The sequence below is a fragment of the Massilia psychrophila genome (assembly GCF_002760665.1).
Classification (GTDB): Bacteria; Pseudomonadota; Gammaproteobacteria; order Burkholderiales; family Burkholderiaceae_D; genus JAFCUW01.
Genome location: NZ_PDOB01000006.1, coordinates 1 through 16,165, shown reverse-complemented (window position 1 = coordinate 16,165; position 16,165 = coordinate 1). Strand labels below are relative to the sequence as shown.

Annotated in this window: 18 protein-coding genes; 1 reads left to right on the top strand and 17 read right to left on the bottom strand. The window is 63.1% G+C overall.

Annotated elements, in window-relative coordinates:
• Positions 1 to 141 precede the first annotated feature (141 nt).
• The 5 genes from rplI to CR103_RS21975 all read right to left on the bottom strand — a co-directional run bounded on the left by rplI (position 142) and on the right by CR103_RS21975 (position 1,989).
• A complete protein-coding gene (rplI, locus tag CR103_RS05660) occupies positions 142 to 594 on the bottom strand; it encodes a 50S ribosomal protein L9 (protein WP_099915038.1) in 453 nt (150 codons plus the stop codon).
• A 24-nt stretch (positions 595 to 618) separates the two neighbouring features.
• Positions 619 to 909: a 30S ribosomal protein S18 gene (gene rpsR, locus CR103_RS05655; protein ID WP_028104935.1), complete on the bottom strand. Its 291-nt coding sequence runs from the start codon at positions 907 to 909 to the stop codon at positions 619 to 621.
• Between the two features lie 32 nt (positions 910 to 941).
• Positions 942 to 1,235 (bottom strand): primosomal replication protein N, encoded by a 294-nt coding sequence (gene priB, locus CR103_RS05650; RefSeq protein ID WP_099915037.1) that lies wholly within the window; start codon positions 1,233 to 1,235, stop codon positions 942 to 944.
• Between the two features lie 42 nt (positions 1,236 to 1,277).
• The gene (rpsF, locus tag CR103_RS05645) at positions 1,278 to 1,682 is read right to left on the bottom strand and encodes a 30S ribosomal protein S6 (protein ID WP_099915036.1); all 405 of its coding nucleotides are present in this window, start codon (positions 1,680 to 1,682) and stop codon (positions 1,278 to 1,280) included.
• Positions 1,683 to 1,767: 85 nt separating this feature from the next.
• Positions 1,768 to 1,989 carry a hypothetical protein gene (locus tag CR103_RS21975; protein WP_143752530.1) on the bottom strand — a complete coding sequence of 74 codons (222 nt, stop codon included), beginning with the start codon at positions 1,987 to 1,989 and terminating at the stop codon, positions 1,768 to 1,770.
• Between CR103_RS21975 and lexA the strand changes: the two genes are divergently transcribed.
• Positions 1,988 to 2,623: a transcriptional repressor LexA gene (gene lexA / locus CR103_RS05640; RefSeq protein WP_099915035.1), complete on the top strand. Its 636-nt coding sequence runs from the start codon at positions 1,988 to 1,990 to the stop codon at positions 2,621 to 2,623. The two genes, CR103_RS21975 and lexA, sit on opposite strands and share 2 nt — an antisense overlap.
• 15 nt (positions 2,624 to 2,638) lie before the next feature.
• On the opposite strand, the gene CR103_RS05635 is transcribed toward lexA, so the two are convergent.
• From CR103_RS05635 to CR103_RS05580, 12 genes are all read right to left on the bottom strand, one after another.
• The gene (locus CR103_RS05635; protein ID WP_099915155.1) at positions 2,639 to 3,406 is read right to left on the bottom strand and encodes a sel1 repeat family protein; all 768 of its coding nucleotides are present in this window, start codon (positions 3,404 to 3,406) and stop codon (positions 2,639 to 2,641) included.
• Between the two features lie 25 nt (positions 3,407 to 3,431).
• A complete protein-coding gene (locus CR103_RS05630; RefSeq protein ID WP_099915154.1) occupies positions 3,432 to 4,673 on the bottom strand; it encodes a cystathionine gamma-synthase family protein in 1,242 nt (413 codons plus the stop codon).
• A gap of 23 nt (positions 4,674 to 4,696) precedes the next feature.
• Positions 4,697 to 6,217, bottom strand: a complete 1,521-nt coding sequence (purF, locus tag CR103_RS05625) for an amidophosphoribosyltransferase (RefSeq protein WP_099915034.1) — start codon at positions 6,215 to 6,217, stop codon at positions 4,697 to 4,699.
• A 43-nt stretch (positions 6,218 to 6,260) separates the two neighbouring features.
• Positions 6,261 to 6,749 (bottom strand): CvpA family protein, encoded by a 489-nt coding sequence (locus CR103_RS05620; RefSeq protein ID WP_099915033.1) that lies wholly within the window; start codon positions 6,747 to 6,749, stop codon positions 6,261 to 6,263.
• A 21-nt stretch (positions 6,750 to 6,770) separates the two neighbouring features.
• Positions 6,771 to 7,688 (bottom strand): SPOR domain-containing protein, encoded by a 918-nt coding sequence (locus CR103_RS05615; protein ID WP_099915032.1) that lies wholly within the window; start codon positions 7,686 to 7,688, stop codon positions 6,771 to 6,773.
• 11 nt (positions 7,689 to 7,699) lie between these two features.
• On the bottom strand, positions 7,700 to 8,998 hold the full coding sequence (gene folC / locus CR103_RS05610) for a bifunctional tetrahydrofolate synthase/dihydrofolate synthase (RefSeq protein ID WP_099915031.1): 1,299 nt from the start codon (positions 8,996 to 8,998) through the stop codon (positions 7,700 to 7,702).
• 78 nt (positions 8,999 to 9,076) lie between these two features.
• Positions 9,077 to 9,949: an acetyl-CoA carboxylase, carboxyltransferase subunit beta gene (accD, locus tag CR103_RS05605; RefSeq protein WP_099915030.1), complete on the bottom strand. Its 873-nt coding sequence runs from the start codon at positions 9,947 to 9,949 to the stop codon at positions 9,077 to 9,079.
• A 199-nt stretch (positions 9,950 to 10,148) separates the two neighbouring features.
• Complete coding sequence (gene trpA, locus CR103_RS05600; protein WP_099915029.1) at positions 10,149 to 10,949, bottom strand: tryptophan synthase subunit alpha; 801 nt, start codon at positions 10,947 to 10,949, stop codon at positions 10,149 to 10,151.
• A 49-nt stretch (positions 10,950 to 10,998) separates the two neighbouring features.
• Positions 10,999 to 12,246, bottom strand: coding sequence for a tryptophan synthase subunit beta (gene trpB, locus CR103_RS05595; protein WP_099915028.1), 1,248 nt, complete (start codon positions 12,244 to 12,246; stop codon positions 10,999 to 11,001).
• A gap of 25 nt (positions 12,247 to 12,271) precedes the next feature.
• The gene (locus CR103_RS05590) at positions 12,272 to 12,934 is read right to left on the bottom strand and encodes a phosphoribosylanthranilate isomerase (RefSeq protein ID WP_099915027.1); all 663 of its coding nucleotides are present in this window, start codon (positions 12,932 to 12,934) and stop codon (positions 12,272 to 12,274) included.
• Positions 12,935 to 12,982: 48 nt separating this feature from the next.
• Positions 12,983 to 13,792 (bottom strand): tRNA pseudouridine(38-40) synthase TruA, encoded by an 810-nt coding sequence (truA, locus tag CR103_RS05585; RefSeq protein ID WP_099915026.1) that lies wholly within the window; start codon positions 13,790 to 13,792, stop codon positions 12,983 to 12,985.
• Between the two features lie 70 nt (positions 13,793 to 13,862).
• Positions 13,863 to 16,165, bottom strand: a 2,303-nt coding sequence (locus CR103_RS05580) for a FimV/HubP family polar landmark protein (RefSeq protein WP_099915025.1), incomplete at its 5' end; no start/stop codon positions are given.

Sequence of the window (16,165 nt, the reverse complement as noted above, 5' to 3'; positions counted from 1 at the left end):
AACAATAAGAGAGAAAACCGCGTCGCAGGGACGTAAAAAAAGCCGGACAATGTCCGGCTTTTTGCCCAGGTATCTGACGACTATAACCCGGCTTGATCGCGTCATCGCGCGGGCACATGGCCCGCGCGACAAGCTTGAACCTTAGGCAGTTTCGCCAACGACGGAGATGGTGATCTCGGCCACCACGTCGGTGTGCAAGGCAACGGCAACAGCGTGGTCGCCCGTGGTCTTGAGCGGGCCGACAGGCATGCGCACTTGCGATTTTTCGACTGCGAAACCTTGCTTCGTCAACGCTTCAGCGATGTCGAAGTTGGTGACGGAACCGAACAGACGGCCATCGACGCCGGCTTTTTGAGCGATCGTAATGGTCATGCCGCTCAGCTTTTCGCCCTGGGTCTGCGAAGCGGACAGCTTGGCCGCTGCTGCTTTTTCGAGTTCGGCGCGCTTGACTTCGAATTCGGCGATGGCCGACGTGGTCGCGCGGCGAGCCATGCGTTGCGGGATCAGGAAGTTACGTGCGTAACCGTCTTTGACTTTGACGACGTCGCCGAGGTTGCCCACGTTAACAACTTTTTCTAACAGGATGATTTGCATATTTTTCTCCAGTGTCTCTGCAGCTTAAGCGTGGTGCAGGTCGGTGTAAGGCAGCAGCGCGAGGTAGCGGGCGCGCTTGATGGCGGTGTCGACCTGGCGCTGGTAGTGCGCCTTGGTACCGGTCAGGCGTGCCGGCATGATCTTGCCGTTTTCCTGGACGAAGTCTTTCAGGGTGTCGACGTCTTTGTAGTCGACCTGCTCAACGTGGGCCGCGGTGAAGCGGCAGAATTTCTTGCGCTTGAACAGTGGGTTCTGTTGTTTGCGTTTTTCTTTGAGCTTGAGCTTGTTCTTGTCGAACTTTTTACCGAATGCCATTTGAGGCTCCTGTATCTAAAAATGTGCTCCGCTTAGGCGGCGGCACTAAAATCAATGATGTGAAACACCAGCGCTTTGCTGTTGCGACTCTTCTTGGCAAGAAAGCCTGTGAACTGGTGCGCAGATCCCAACTCGGCCCGGGAAAACCGGCCTGAAATCTCGCCCGCGGCGAACGCGGTGATTTCAAACTCGGTCAACCTGTCGACCCCGGCTTCCACCTGATGCGAACTATGCGTCAGGGTGGCGGACACGATCGGCACGCCAGCCGGGGTGTAGCGCAATACGTCGCGCTCCGAAATTTGGGCTACAAACTGAAGTTGATTCACCTTTGTGAGTCACTTCGCCAGCTTACGCTTCCCTGCCAACAATCAGGCAGCTGCGGCAGCCGGAGCTGCGGCCGGTGCTGCTGCTGCGTGCGCTTCCGAGCGGTGGCTCTTTGCTGCGTCTTCACGTTGTACCGACTTCATCATCGGCGACGGCGTGATTTCAGCCTTCTTCATACGAACGGTGAGGTGACGCAGCACGGCATCATTGAATTTGAATGCGGTTTCGAGTTCCACGAGGGTATCGTTGTCGCATTCGATGTTCATGCAGATGTAGTGTGCTTTTGGCAGCTTCTGGATCGAGTAAGCCATCTGACGACGGCCCCAGTCTTCGACGCGATGAATGTTACCGCCGCGCGCAGAAACGCTGGCCTTGTAACGTTCGATCATCGCCGGGACTTGCTCGCTTTGGTCCGGGTGGACGATAAAAACGATTTCATAATGACGCATGCATAACTCCTTAGGGACGTTTAAAACAAAAGCCCACCTCGGCGTCAAGACGAGTGTGGGAAGGGAAAGCCGGCAAGTATAACGCCTAATGGGCAGCTTGGGCAAGCCCCGACTGTTCGGCCAGCGCGGCCTGGATCAGCGCATCGGGCCACTTTGCGCCGCGCGAACCCGGTAATTGGCCAACTTGATGAAATAAATGGCGATAAATTCGGCAAGCCGGTGATTTTTCGTGAATTTCACTTGCGCTGGGTGAAATACTGTACAAAAATACAGTCTGTTTATACAACCAGCCTTTGCCTAACTCCATGATCAAGCTCACCGCACGGCAAGAACAGATCCTCAACCTGATCCGCGATGCCATCGACAACACCGGCTTTCCGCCGACCCGGGCCGAAATCGCCAACGAACTCGGCTTTAAATCGGCCAACGCCGCCGAGGAACACTTGCAGGCGCTGGCCCGCAAAGGCGCGATTGAAATTTCGCCGGGCACGTCGCGCGGCATCCGCCTGCTCGGCCCGGTCGCCGCGTCGAGCCTGCTGCCGCCGCCCGCGCTCATGATGGCGCTGCCGCTGGTCGGGCGCGTCGCCGCCGGCTCACCCATCCTCGCGCAGCAGCATGTCGAGGCGACCTACAACGTCGACCCGGCAATGTTTTCGGCCCGCCCTGACTACCTGCTGAAAGTGCGCGGCGAGTCGATGCGCGACGCCGGCATCATGGACGGCGACCTGCTGGCGGTGAAAAAAGTCGACAGCGCCAAGAACGGCCAGATCGTGGTGGCGCGGATCGGCGACGACGTCACCGTCAAGCGCTACAAGAAAATCGGTTCGCTGGTCGAGCTGCACCCGGAAAATCCGGACTTCAAGGTGATTCGGGTCGACCCCGCGGTCGACGAGTTCACCCTCGAAGGCCTGGCCGTCGGCCTGATGCGCAGCTGGCATTAAGACCTTGGGCCGCGTTCACCTGGTGGGCGCGGCGTAGTTGTTCTTGCGCGCCCCAAGGTCTTCGCTGCGGTTTGCGGCAGTCGAACTCTTGACGACCTGGTTGTGCTGCGCCACGTACGTTTCGGTCGCGTTGCGCCAGGCGGCGAAGTCGGCCAGCACCAGCTGGGCGTTGATCGTGGCGTCGGCCGAGATACGCTGCTGCACGTCGTCGAGGTAGGCCGTCGCGGCGTCGAGCTCCTTCTGATTGAACAGCTTGGCGATGTCGGGCGGTATCAGTTTGGTCATTGGCGTGTTGGCGTTCAGGTTCGCCACGAAACCGTTGTAGCAGGCCTGCCAGGTGCTGACGCTGTTGCCGACACTGGCGATTTCGTCATTCGTCTTCGAGAGCGCGGGGATACGCGGCGCGATGCAGCGGAATGTGCCCGCCGCCAGGTCGGCGCCGTCGTATGTCGAGATCCAGTAGTCGATGTCGGCGCGCCGCAGCGTGCGCTGCTTCACGAGTTCGAGCGCGGCGGCGGCGCCCTTGTTGCCTTTTGCCGCGGCCTTGCGAAACCACGCATCGGCCTTCGCTTCATCGATCGCACCGGCCTCGCCGTACCAGTACATCTCGCCCAATTGAAACTGGGCTTCGGCGTTGCCGGCGTTGGCCAGTTTGGTGTACAGCTGGATTGCCTGAGGATAGGCCTTTTTCTTCAACAAGGCGTTGGCGTCGGCGAGCTCATCGGCGCTGGCAAGTCCCGCCACGGCCAACGTCAGGCACAGGCACATTACGACTTTTTTCATCGGTTCGGCCTCCATTGGTAAAGTGTCAGGCTTGCAGCGCGCCGCTGAAGTCGGCCAGCAAATCGTCGGTATCTTCGATGCCGACCGAAACCCGGATCAGCGATTCGGCAATGCCCATGCTGGCACGGCGCTGTGCGCCCATCTCGAAGAAGATGGTGTGGGCGACCGGGATGACCAGGGTGCGGGTGTCGCCCAGGTTGCTGGCCGAAATACCGATTTGCAGCCGGTTCAGGTAGTCGAAGCAATCGATGCCGTCCTCGAGCACGAAGCTGAACAGCGGACCGAACGAGCGGAACAATTCGCCTGCCAGCGCGTGCTGGGGATGCGAGGCCAGCCCCGGATAGTGCACCGCCGCCACGCGCGGGTCGGCTTCGAGCATGCGCGCCAGTGCCAGCGCATTGCCGCAGCTGCGCTCCATGCGCAGCGCCAGCGTTTCGGCGCCGAGCGCGATGTGATGCGCCGCTTCCGGCCCGAGCGAGGCGCCGAAGTCGCGCAAGCCCTTGGCGCGGATCTGCGCCATGCCCCACTGGGCCGGCGGATTACGCTGGTAGCTGGCGGCGATATGCGGATAGTTCTGCCAGTCGTATTCGCCGCTGTCGGTCAGGCTGCCGCCGAGGGCGACGCCATGGCCGGCGATCGACTTGGTCAGCGCGTTGACAACCAGCCCGGCGCCGACGTTTTTCGGGCGGAACAGGTAAGGCGTGGTCATCGTGTTGTCGACGACGAACAAGATGCCGCGCTCACGGCACAGCGCGCCAATGCGGGCCAGGTCGGCGACCTGGGTGCGCGGATTGGCGATGGTCTCGACAAATACCAGCCGGGTGTCGGCCGTCAAGGCTGCTTCGACGTTGGCAACGTCGGTGGCGTCGACAAACGCCACGCCGACCCCTTGGCTGGCCACCGTCTGCCACAGGCTGTTGGTGTTTCCAAACAGGAAAGCCGACGACACCACATGGTCGCCGGAGCGCAGCAAGGCCTGGAAAATCGCGCCGATCGCGCCCATGCCGGTGCCGAAGCAGATCGTCGAGACGCCGTCTTCCATGCGCGTGAGCTTCTCTTCCAGCGCGGCCACGGTCGGATTGCCCTGGCGGCCGTACCGAAAGCCCGGCTCCTTGCCCTGGAACACCGACGCCAGCTGGCGCGCATCGCTGTAGCCAAACGCCACCGACGTATGCACCGGCTTGTGCAGCGACCCGTGCTCGATGGCTTTGCGACGGTCGCTGTGCAGGATGGTGGTGGTAAAGCCGAAACTTCTTTTGTCGTTCACGTTATCGTTCACGTTGGCGCCTTTTATTCTGCGTTCACCAGTGTCAGGTTGAGCTGGGTACGGGCAGCGTCTTCCGGCGGCGCTTCCTTTGGATTATGGCGGGCGAATTCGAGCCGGTCGAGATAGGCCTGGGTGATGTCGCCGGTGACGTAGACGCCGTCAAAGCAGGATGCCTCGAAATTACGCAGTTCCGGATTGACGTCCATGATCGACCGCTTGAGCGCGTCGACGTCCTGGTACACCAGCCGGTCGGCAGTGATCTCGCGGCAGATTTCCTCGTTGCTGCGGCCGTAGGCGATCAGCTCGCCGCGGGTCGGCATGTCGATGCCGTAGACGTTCGGAAACAGCACCGGCGGCGCTGCCGAAGCGAAATACACGTTGCGCGCGCCCGCTTCACGTGCCATCTGGACGATCTCGCGGCTGGTGGTGCCGCGCACGATCGAGTCATCTACCAGCAGCACGTTCTTGCCCTTGAATTCGGAGCTGATGGCATTGAGCTTCTGGCGCACCGACTTGCTGCGGATCGCCTGGCCCGGCATCAGGAAGGTGCGGCCGATGTAGCGGTTCTTGATGAAGCCTTCGCGGTATTCGATGCCGAGCTTGAGCGCCAACTGGATGGCAGCCGGGCGCGACGAATCGGGAATCGGCATGACGACATCGATTTCGCCGCTTGAAAACTCGGCGCGGATTTTCTCGGCCAGGTATTCGCCCATTTTCAGGCGCGTCGCGTAGACCGAGGCGCCGTCGAGGATCGAGTCCGGCCGCGCCAGGTAAACGTATTCGAAGGCGCACGGATTGAGCGAAGGATTGTCGGCGCACTGGCGTGCGTGCAACATGCCATCGTTGTCGATGAACACGGCTTCGCCAGGTGCAATGTCGCGCAGGAAACGAAAGCCGATGCCCTCCAGGGCCACCGATTCGCTCGCCACCAGGTATTCGTTGCCCTGCGCCGTTTCATTGACGCCGATGCACAGCGGCCGGATGCCGAACGGATCGCGGAACGCCAACAGACCATGGCCGGCAATTTGTGCCACCACCGCGTAGGCGCCGCGCACCCGGCGGTGCACCATCGCCACCGATTTGAAGATGGCGTCGGGGTCGAGCGAATAGCCGGTGGTGGCTTCCTGGATTTCGTGGGCCAGCACGTTGAGCAACACTTCGGAATCGGAATCGGTGTTGATGTGACGACGGTCGTTATTGAACAGATCCTGCTTCAGCTCGCCCTGGTTGGTCAGGTTGCCGTTGTGCGCCAGGGTAATGCCGAACGGCGCGTTGACGTAGAACGGCTGCGCTTCTTCTTCGCTGGATGAACCGGCGGTCGGATAGCGGCAATGGCCGATGCCGGAGTTGCCTTGCAATGAACGCATGTTGCGAGTGCGGAACACGTCGCGCACGAGGCCGTTGGCTTTGTGCATCGAAAACATACTGCTGTGATTGGTTGCAATGCCCGCCGCATCCTGGCCGCGGTGCTGCAACAGCAGCAATGCATCGTACAGGACTTGATTGACGGGATTATGCGAAACGACGCCGACGATGCCACACATGGTGTGCTCCTAAAGCTGGGACAGCCTGAAATTGAAAAATTGTTCAAAATTGCACATGCTGCGCAAGGGCAGCCGGCAGGAAAGGTTTGACGGTGCGCGCGCCGGTTTCCGCCATCGGCGAGAGCAGCGCGCTCTTCCAGAAATCTTGTTGCGGGATCGACGTCATGCCGCACAATATGACGCCGAACAACACAATTACAATACCTCGCGCCAGACCGAACAAGCCGCCGAGGCCGCGGTCGGCCAGGCTCAGGCCGGCGGCCTGGATTAACGCATCGACCGCCATGGTCAACAGCCCCATCAGGATGCGCACGCCGAGGAACAAGGCCACGAAGGCCACCATCAGGCGCACCGCCTCGCCGGGTATCATCGCCGGCAACATCGGCGCCAATTGCGCGCCGTAGGCGTTGGCGACGACGAAAGCAACCACCCAGCCGAGCAGGGAAAGAATTTCCTTGACCAGGCCGCGCAGGGTGCTGATCACCACTGACGCCACGAGCACGAACAAGACCAAATAATCGAAAATGGTCACGCCGGCGTCGCCCGGGTCCGGCTATTTGCCATCGGAACGGACCATGCTGCCCGGCAGTCCGACCTTCTCGAGCCTGGCGTGCATCTTGTCCGCTTCACTCCGGCTGAACGGGCCGAGCTTGACCTGGATGCGCTCGCCCGAGGGCGTCGACACCTTGTGGGTGAAGGAGCGGATCCCGGCCGCCTTCAGCTTGTCTTGCAACTCGGCGACTTTTTCGGCGCTACCGAGGGCCGCAACCTGCACGATGAATTTCTCGCTTGCCGGCTCCGCAGATTTTCCTTCGAGGATGTCCTGCGCGCGGCTGCTTTCCAGCGGCGCCTTGGCAATCTTGTCCGCTGGCTTGTCGTCGACCTTGGCAACCGGCTTGGGTTCTATCCTGGCGAGCCTGGGTTCGCTCTTCGGCTCACTTTTCGGCTCAGCCTTCACAGCCGGCGGTTTGGGCTCAACAGCGCGGGCCTGGGCCTGGGCCTTGGTATCGAGCGACACCGGCTTGACCTCGGCCGGCTGCGGCTTGGGTGCTTCGACGATTTCCTCGCGCCGGTCGAGCGAATCGGCGGGCAATACCGGGGGCGAGAGCGCGGCGCCGGGAGCTGCCGGCAACGGCAGCGGCGGCGCCTTGTCGCGCGACGGGATCTGGATCGAGAGATCGCTGGCCAGCGGTTTAGGTTCCGCGTCGAGCAGCATCGGCAGGCCGACCGCGACCGCCAGCGCCAGCGCGATCGCGCCGACCAGGCGGCGCCGCGCGCGCTTTTTTTCCGGCAGCACCGGATCGTCGGAGGCACCGGCCTTCTTGCCGCGTGGCGCCGCCGGTTGATTGGCGCTGGAAGCGCGCTTGGAGCGGGCCTGGGTGGCGGCCGAGTCGTCATCGCGGGAAAAATAGCCACTGTCTTCGCCAGTGGTTTCTTGCTTGTTTTTATTGAGGAACGAGAACAAGCCCATGCGGTATATTTTCAGTGTAAAGAAGATTTGCGGGCTGCCATCACGCCTGCAACGGTGTAGAACGAGCCAAAGACCACGATTCTATCATTCTCCCCAGCCCGGCTCATCGCATTCGCAAAAGCTTTTGCCGGATCGGCAAACTGGCTGCTCGACCACTCCCCTTCCCTGGCGTCGGCCGGCCGGTGCTGCTCGACCGCTAGCGCCAGTTGGGCGGTATGGGCCGAGCGCGGCGACGGCAGTGCGGCCAGGCACCAATGATCGATGTGTCCGGCCATCGCGGCGATCACGCCGTCGACGTCCTTGTCCTGCATTGAGCCGAACACGGCATAAGTATACGGGTGGAAGCCCATATTGCCGAGATTTTGGGCCAGCGCCGAAGCGGCGTGCGGATTGTGGGCGACGTCGAAAATGACGCTCGGGCGGCCCGGCAGTACCTGGAAGCGCCCCGGCAATTCGACCATGACCAGGCCGCTGCGCACTTCCTGGGCGCCGACCGGCAGTTCCAGGCGCAGCACTTCGAGCGCGGCCAGCGCGGCGGCGGCGTTGAGCAACTGGTTGGCGCCGCGCAGGCTCGGGTAGGCCAGCGAATTGCGGCGCTGATTGCGCCCGCCGTAATTCCACTGTTGCTTGTCGCCGGAATAATTGAAGTCGCGGCCCAGCAGCCACAGGTCGGCGCCAATCGCTTCGGCGTGCGCCACCAGCGAGGCGGGCGGTACCGGGTCGCTGCAGATGGCCGGCTTGCCGGTGCGGAAAATGCCGGCTTTTTCGAAGCCGATCGCTTCGCGCGTGGTGCCGAGGAAATCGGTATGGTCGATGTCGACGCTGGTGACGATGGAAACATCGGCGTCGATCACGTTGACCGCATCGAGGCGCCCGCCGAGTCCTACTTCGAGGATCGCGACATCGGGCTTGGCGCCGGCCAGCAAGTGCATGATGGCCAGCGTGGTGAATTCGAAATACGTCAGGTCGATGTCGGTGCGGCTTGCCTCGACCGCGTTGAAGGCGTCAATCAGCGCCGCGTCCGACGCCAGTTCGCCATTGATCCTTGCGCGTTCATTAAAGTCGAGGAAATGCGGCTTGATGTAGAGGCCGACCTTGTAGCCCGCGCGCAGCAGGATTGACTCGAGCATGGCGCAGGTCGAGCCTTTGCCGTTGGTGCCGGCCACCATGATGACCGGGCAGCCGAACCGCAGGCCCATTGCCTGTTTGACGGCACGGACACGATCGAGGCCCATGTTGATGTGGACTTCGGCGTGGCGCGACTCGAGCAGGGCCAGCCAGTCGGGCAAGGTGGTGGGGAGTGTTTGCATGGGATCGACTTGATCGATTTGAAGTAGACAACCGTGCGCACACTTGCTTGCGCACGGTTTTGAAAAGAACTCCGGCGCTTACGCGATGACTTCGGCAGCCTGGCCTTGCAGCAGGGCCAGCAAGCGGGCGATTTCTTCACGCATCTTGCGGCGGTCGACGATCATGTCGACGGCGCCCTTGGTGACGAGGAACTCGGCGCGCTGGAAGCCTTCAGGAAGCTTTTCGCGTACCGTGTTTTCGATCACGCGCGGGCCGGCGAAACCGATCAGTGCTTTCGGCTCGGCGATGACGACGTCGCCCATGAAGGCGAACGAGGCGGACACGCCGCCCATGGTCGGGTCGGTCAGCACGCTGATAAACGGCAGCTTCTTTTCCGACAGCTTGGTCAGCATCGCGGTGGTTTTGGCCATTTGCATCAACGACAACAAGCCTTCCTGCATGCGCGCACCGCCAGTGGCGGTGATGCAGATGAACGGGACGCGCTGCTCGAGCGCGGCTTGGGCGCCGCGCACGAAGCGCTCGCCGACGACCGAGCCCATCGAGCCGCCCATGAATTCGAATTCGAAACAGGCGACCACGACAGGCAAGCTCATGATGGCGCCGCCGAGTACGATGAGCGCATCGGTTTCGCCCGTCGCTTCCATCGCCGCCTTGAGGCGGTCAGGGTATTTCTTGCTGTCCTTGAACTTGAGCGTATCGACCGGCAAGGTTTCCTGGCCGATTTCATAACGGCCGCCTTCGTCGAGCAGGCTGTCGAGCCGCCGGCGCGCGCGGATGCGCATGTGGTGGCTGCATTTCGGGCAGACGTGCAGGTTCGTTTCAAGGTCGGTGCGGTACAGCACCGCCTCGCACGAGGGACACTTGACCCACAGGCCCTCCGGCACAGTCTTGCGCGAAGCGGCGTCCGAGCGCTGAATCCGGGGTGGCAGCAGTTTTTCCAACCAACTCATACATTCTCCTTCTGCGGCAATTCGGCAGTGATTCTTTAGTTGGCGGTAGTTTAGCCGCTAGAGCTCGCCTTGTCGAACATTCCCCGCCGGAATTGCATTTATGGCAGTGTTATGAATAATTCAACTAGGCGTCAGCTTAGCACCGACCGCACTGTTGCGGCGGGCGATTGCCGCGCGGATTTTTCGCGCCTTACGCTGCTTATTTGCTGTCGAGCGCGCTGCGGATGCCGGCCACGAACGCCTGCACCGCCGCCACCGCGCCCTCTTTCGGCGTGTTCTCGATCTCCTGGATGATGCGACTGCCGATCACCACCGCATCGGCAACCTGCGCGACTGCCTTGGCCGTGGCGCCGTCGCGAATACCGAAACCGACGCCGATCGGCAGCTTGACGTGCTCGCGGATGGCGGCCACCCGCAGCGCGACATCGGCCGTGTCGATGGTGCCGGCGCCGGTCACGCCCTTGAGCGAGACGTAGTAACTGAAACCCGAGCCAGCCCGCGCCACCTGCGCGATGCGCTCAGGCGTGGAGGTGGGGGCCAGCAAAAAGATCAGGTCGAGGCCGGCCGTGCGCATCGCCGCGGCAAACTGCTCGCACTCCTCCGGCGGATAGTCGACGACGATGGCGCCGTCGGCCCCCGCTTCCTTTGCGGCGGCGATGAAGGCGTCAGGGCCGATGCGCTCGATCGGGTTGGCGTACCCCATCAGCACTACCGGCGTGTCGCGGTTCGTGATGCGGAACTCGCGGACGAAACCTAGCACGTCGCGCAGGCCGATGTTGAACTTGAGCGCACGCTCGCAGGCACGCTGGATCACCGGCCCTTCGGCCATCGGGTCGGAAAACGGCACGCCCAGTTCGAGGACGTCGGCGCCGCCGGCGACCATCGCGTGCATCAGCGGCACCGTCATCTCGGGACCGGGGTCGCCGGCCGTGATGAAGGTGACCAGGCCGGTCTTGTGGTGCGCCTTGAGTGCGGAAAAAACAGCGTCGATTCGGGACATATATTTACTTTCGTGGGAGTGTGTGGGAACAGGCGATCAGCTCAAAAAATCAGCTGAAATCGAGCCCCATCCGCTCGGCCACGGTATGCATGTCCTTGTCGCCGCGGCCGGACAGATTGACCAGGATGATCTGGTCCTTCGGCAGCGTGGCGGCCAGCTTGGTAGCGTAGGCGATCGCGTGCGCCGATTCGAGGGCCGGGATGATGCCCTCGATGCGGCAGCAGTCGTGGAAGGCCTGCAGCGCCTCGTCGTCGGTGATCGACACGTACTGCGCGCGCCCCAGATCTTTCAGCCACGAGTGCTCGGGCCCGACGCCGGGATAATCGAGGCCGGCCGAGACCGAATGGGTCTCGGTGATCTGGCCGTTGGCATCCTGCAGCAGGTAGGTGCGGTTGCCATGCAGCACGCCGGGAATGCCGACGCTCAGCGAAGCGGAGTGGCGCCCCGATTCGATGCCTTCGCCGGCCGCCTCGACGCCGATCAGTTTGACGTCCTTCTCGTCGAGGTACGGATAAAAAATGCCCATCGCATTGGAGCCGCCGCCGATGCAGGCCATGACGTAGTCCGGCTGGCGCCCGGTCATCTCGGGCATCTGCACCAGGCATTCCTCGCCGATCACGGACTGGAAGTCACGCACCATCATCGGGTACGGGTGCGGGCCGGCCACGGTGCCGATGATATAAAAGGTGTCTTCGATGTTGGTGACCCAGTCGCGCATCGCTTCGTTGAGCGCGTCCTTGAGCGTCTTCGAACCCGATTCGACCGGCACCACGGTGGCCCCCAGCAGCTTCATGCGGTAGACGTTCTGGGCCTGGCGCTTGATGTCCTCGCTGCCCATGTAGATCACGCATTCGAGGCCGAAGCGGGCGCAGATGGTGGCGGTGGCGACGCCATGCTGACCGGCGCCGGTTTCGGCGATGATGCGCGGTTTGCCCATGCGCCTGGCCAGCAGCGCCTGGCCGATCACGTTGTTGATCTTGTGGGCGCCGGTATGGTTCAGGTCTTCGCGCTTGAAGTAGATCTGCGCGCCGCCGTTTTCCCGCGACCAGCGACTGGCGTGGTAGACCGGCGACGGACGGCCGACGAAGTGCTTCAACTCATAGCGAAACTCGTCGAGGAATTCCGGGTCGGTGCTGTAGCGCGCATACGCGTCGTTCAGTTCGGCCAGCGCGTGGGTGAGCGTCTCAGCGACGAACGCGCCGCCGTACGGGCCGAAGTGGCCGCGCGCGTCGGGCAGTTGGTAATCTGTGGTCTTGAATATTGGCGCGCCGGGAGCGCGGCTAGGTGCTGATTTCATGGGAATTTTCGCTTAAGGTTTGGCTTCACGAGGTGGCGTCTGCCGCCCGCACCGCCTCGACGAAATCGGCGATCTTGCGGGCGTCCTTGATGCCCTTGTGCTGCTCGACGCCACTGCTGATGTCGACGGCAAAGGGACGAACACGTGCAACCGCGTCAGTCGCGTTGCTTGCGCTCAAGCCACCACTTAAAACGACCCGAGGCGCGAGTTCTTTTGGAATGAGAGACCAATCGAAAACCTTTCCTGCCCCACCGTAGGCGTCCACAAAGGTGTCGAGCAACAAGCTCGAGAACAAGGGACTGGCGGCGCGGTATTCAAGTTCGTATTTTAGCAAATCGGCCGCGCTCGTGTCGGGCTTGACGCGAAACACGCGCATGAAGGGCCGGTTGACCGCTGCGGCGATGGCGGCGCATTGCACGGGCGTCTCGTCGCCGTGGAACTGCAGCAGGGCAAACGGGGCCAGCCGGGCAACTTCGATCACCTCCTCAACGCTGGCGTTGACGAACAACGCTACCGGCGTGACGAACGGCGGCATGGCGGCCATTAGCGCGCCGGCGCGCGCGGCGCTGACGTAACGGGGACTGGCGGCATAGAACACGAAGCCGAGCGCGTCGGCACCGAGGCGCACCGCGCTGCAAACGTCTTCATCGCGGGTGATCCCGCAAATTTTGATACGGGTACGTGGCATGGTCTGAACGGGAACGGGATGGACGGGTTTAAAAGCGGGTTTACAAACTCAACGGCCCGGCATAAACCAGGGCAAGGGGCTGCGCGCCTCTTGCGGCAATCCCCACTTCGGATCGTAATCTATTTTTGCCAGGTACAGGCCGTCCGGCATGAAGGTGGGCGCGGCGTCGTTGCGGTTGCGTCCTTCGAGCACGTCGGCCAGCCAGGAAGGCGGGTGACGGCCGTTGCCGACATAAATCAGCGAGCCGATCAGGTTGCGCACCATGTGGTGCAGAAAGGCATTGGCGCGCAAGGTGAACACCAGCACCTCGCCGTGCCGCTCGACGCTCACTTCATGCATCTGTTTGACCGGCGACTTGGCCTGGCACTGCGACGAGCGAAACGCCGAGAAATCGTGCACGCCGACCAGGTGGCGGGCGGCCTCGCGCATCAGGTCAGCGTCGAGCGGGCGGAAGCTGAAGCCGGCGCGGCCAACCAGCAAGGGCGAGCGCACCGGGTTGTTATACAAAACGTAGTGGTAGGTGCGCGCCTTGGCCGAAAAGCGGGCATGAAATTCGTGTTCGGGGTCAAGCGGCGTTTCGGTAGCCCAGCGTACCGCGATCGACTCGGGCAGGAAGGCGTTGACGCCGCGGAGCCACGACTGCATGCCGCGCTCGAGGTCGGTGTCGAAGTGGACCACCTGCTCGAGCGCGTGCACGCCGGTGTCGGTGCGGCCGGCGCAGGTGGTGGCCAGGTCGACCCGCGCGAACTGCTGCAAGGCGATTTCGAGGCGATCCTGCACGGTGTTGCGATCAGGCTGTTTCTGGTAGCCGTTCCAAGGCGTGCCGTCGTACTGGATGCCGAGTGCGATCCGTTTCAAGTCAATTCCAATTGCGTGATTCCGATTGCGTGATAGTGCGGGATAGTGCGGGATAGTGCGTAGTGTTTCCTTAGACCAGCTTCGAACGCATGTCGTTCGCCTTGCCGACCTGGTCAATGCTGCCGCCCTTGATGACTTCGTCCAGCAGCTCGCGCGCGCCTTCCCTGTCACCGATCTCCTGGTAGGCGATGGCCAAATCGAGCTTGGTCTCCATCTCCATGTGGGAGAAAGAAAGGTCGGCTGGGGCGCCGCCGGCGATCGCTGGCGGCGAACCTGCCGCAAACTCGGCCGGCAAATCAAGGTCGATGCCGGACATGTCGAATTGCGGCCCCTGGGCGTTGCTCGGCGCGGCAGTCGCCAGCGCCGGCGCAGCGAAGTCCATGGCGTCGAGGTCGGCCAGCGGGGCGGCGAACGGGGCAGCCGCGGGCTCGGGCAGCTTCGGCAGGTCGAATTCGCGGACCAGGTCGGCCATCTGAAAATCGGACGACAGGTCGTTGCTATTCAAGTCAAAGGGCATGTCATCAAGCGACTTCGGCGCGGTCGCAGGGGCCGGATTCGGCGTGGCCGGCGCATCGAAGGCCAGGTCGAAGGCGAGGTCGAACGACTGTTCCTGGGCGGCGGGTGCGTCCGGTGCGGCGGCGGCGATCGGCTCGACGTTGAACGCCAGGTCGTGCGGATCGGCTGCTGCCGCCGCAGCCGCTGCTGCTGATGGCTGCGTGCTGGCGAGCGGCTCGAAATCGAGGCCGCCGAGGTCGAAGTCGAGCGTATGGTCGTCCTGCGCGTGGTCGATGGCGGGCGCGGCGACGATCGTCTCCTCCGCCAGCGCGTCGAGCTGGTTGCCGTCCAGGTCCATCAGCAGATGGTCGTCGGCCGCCAGGCCTTCGTCATGCATCTGGTTCAGGATGGCCTGCTCGGCGATCGTTTCGGTGCTGGCGGCCGGCGCCAAAGGCGGTGCATCGGCGGTGCTGGCATACAGGGGATTGAGCGGATCGATGACAAGGCCGAGTGCCGCTGCCTGCGCCCAGTCGGCGCCCTGGCCGCGGGTCATGCCGTACATTTCGCCGGCCTGGGTTTCAAACGCGCGCTGGTCCTTGCGGGCGGCGTAGATTTCGAGCAGCTTCAGGCGCACCGGATAGCGTTCCGGATGGGAGCGCAGCGCTTCCTTGAGGATTTCCTCGGCCTGTGCATCGCGGCCGTAGGCGATATACACGTCGGCCTCGGCGACCGGGTCGACTTCGTTGGTGTCGAGCTGGCTGGCCGAAGGCGCAAAACTGGAATTGAAGACGCTGTTGCTGGTGTCGACGCTCTGGCCGCCGGTTTCGGCGAACAGCGAATGGGCCTGGTTGGTCGGCGCGCCGAGGATCGACGGCTCGGTCGACCCGGCGGCGCCCCGCTTCTTGCGGCGCGACAGGCCGAACAGCGCCAGCAGCAGTACGGCGGCGCCGGCGCCGATCAGGGTGATGTTGTCCATCAGCGTATCGACCAGGGTCGGCGCCACTGGTGCCACCGGTGCCACTGGCGCCGGGGCCGGCTTCTGCGCGACCTTCTGCGGCGACGGCGCTGGCAGCGTTTCACCCGCCGGCGCGGCTGGCTTGACTTCGGTCGTCACATCGGCGACGGCGGCGAGCTTGCCGGCACTGGCCGTGGTGCCGGCACGGCTCTTGACGAGCATCAGCTTTTCGAGGTCGTTGACGTTGCGTTCGAGTTCCTTGACGCGCTCGGTGGCGTCGGCCAGCGCGCGGTCCTTGGCGATCGTGTCTTCCGCCACAGGGGCGGCGTTCTTGCCGGCGGCGCCAGCCTTCGACAGTTTGAGCTGGTCCTTCGATTCGTTTGCCGCGGTCGCGCGTTCCTCGACCTTCGCCGTGATCTTGCCGGCCGCGCTTTGGCCCGTGTCCTGGGCCTTGGCGGGCGCCGCGTTGGCGACCTGGCCGGCCAGCTTGTTGCGGTAATCGTTGAAATCGGCGGCGTGGGCGACGACGACACCGCGCGCTTCGCTGTCGCTGCCGCCCTTGATGGCGTCGGAGTCCGGCACCGACAGGATCTGGCCCGACTTTAGGCGATTCATGTTGTTGGCGACGAAGGAATCCGGATTGGTGCGGAACAAAGCCACCAGCATCATGTCGAGCGAGACGTCAACCGGCTTGAGCTGGGCGGCGATGCGGCCAAGCGTGTCGCCCGACTTGACCTTGTATTGCGATGCCGCCGCCGGGACCGCCGCCGCGGTATCCTGGCGCTCGGGTTTGGGACGGGCAGGCTGCGCCGCTTGCGGCTGCGGCAACTGCGCTGCCGGCGCTGGCTGGCTGGCCAGCGCCGGCGCGGCCGCGGCCAGCTTCGGGGCGGGCTGGCCCGCCGCCGCCACTTGCGCCGGCTGCG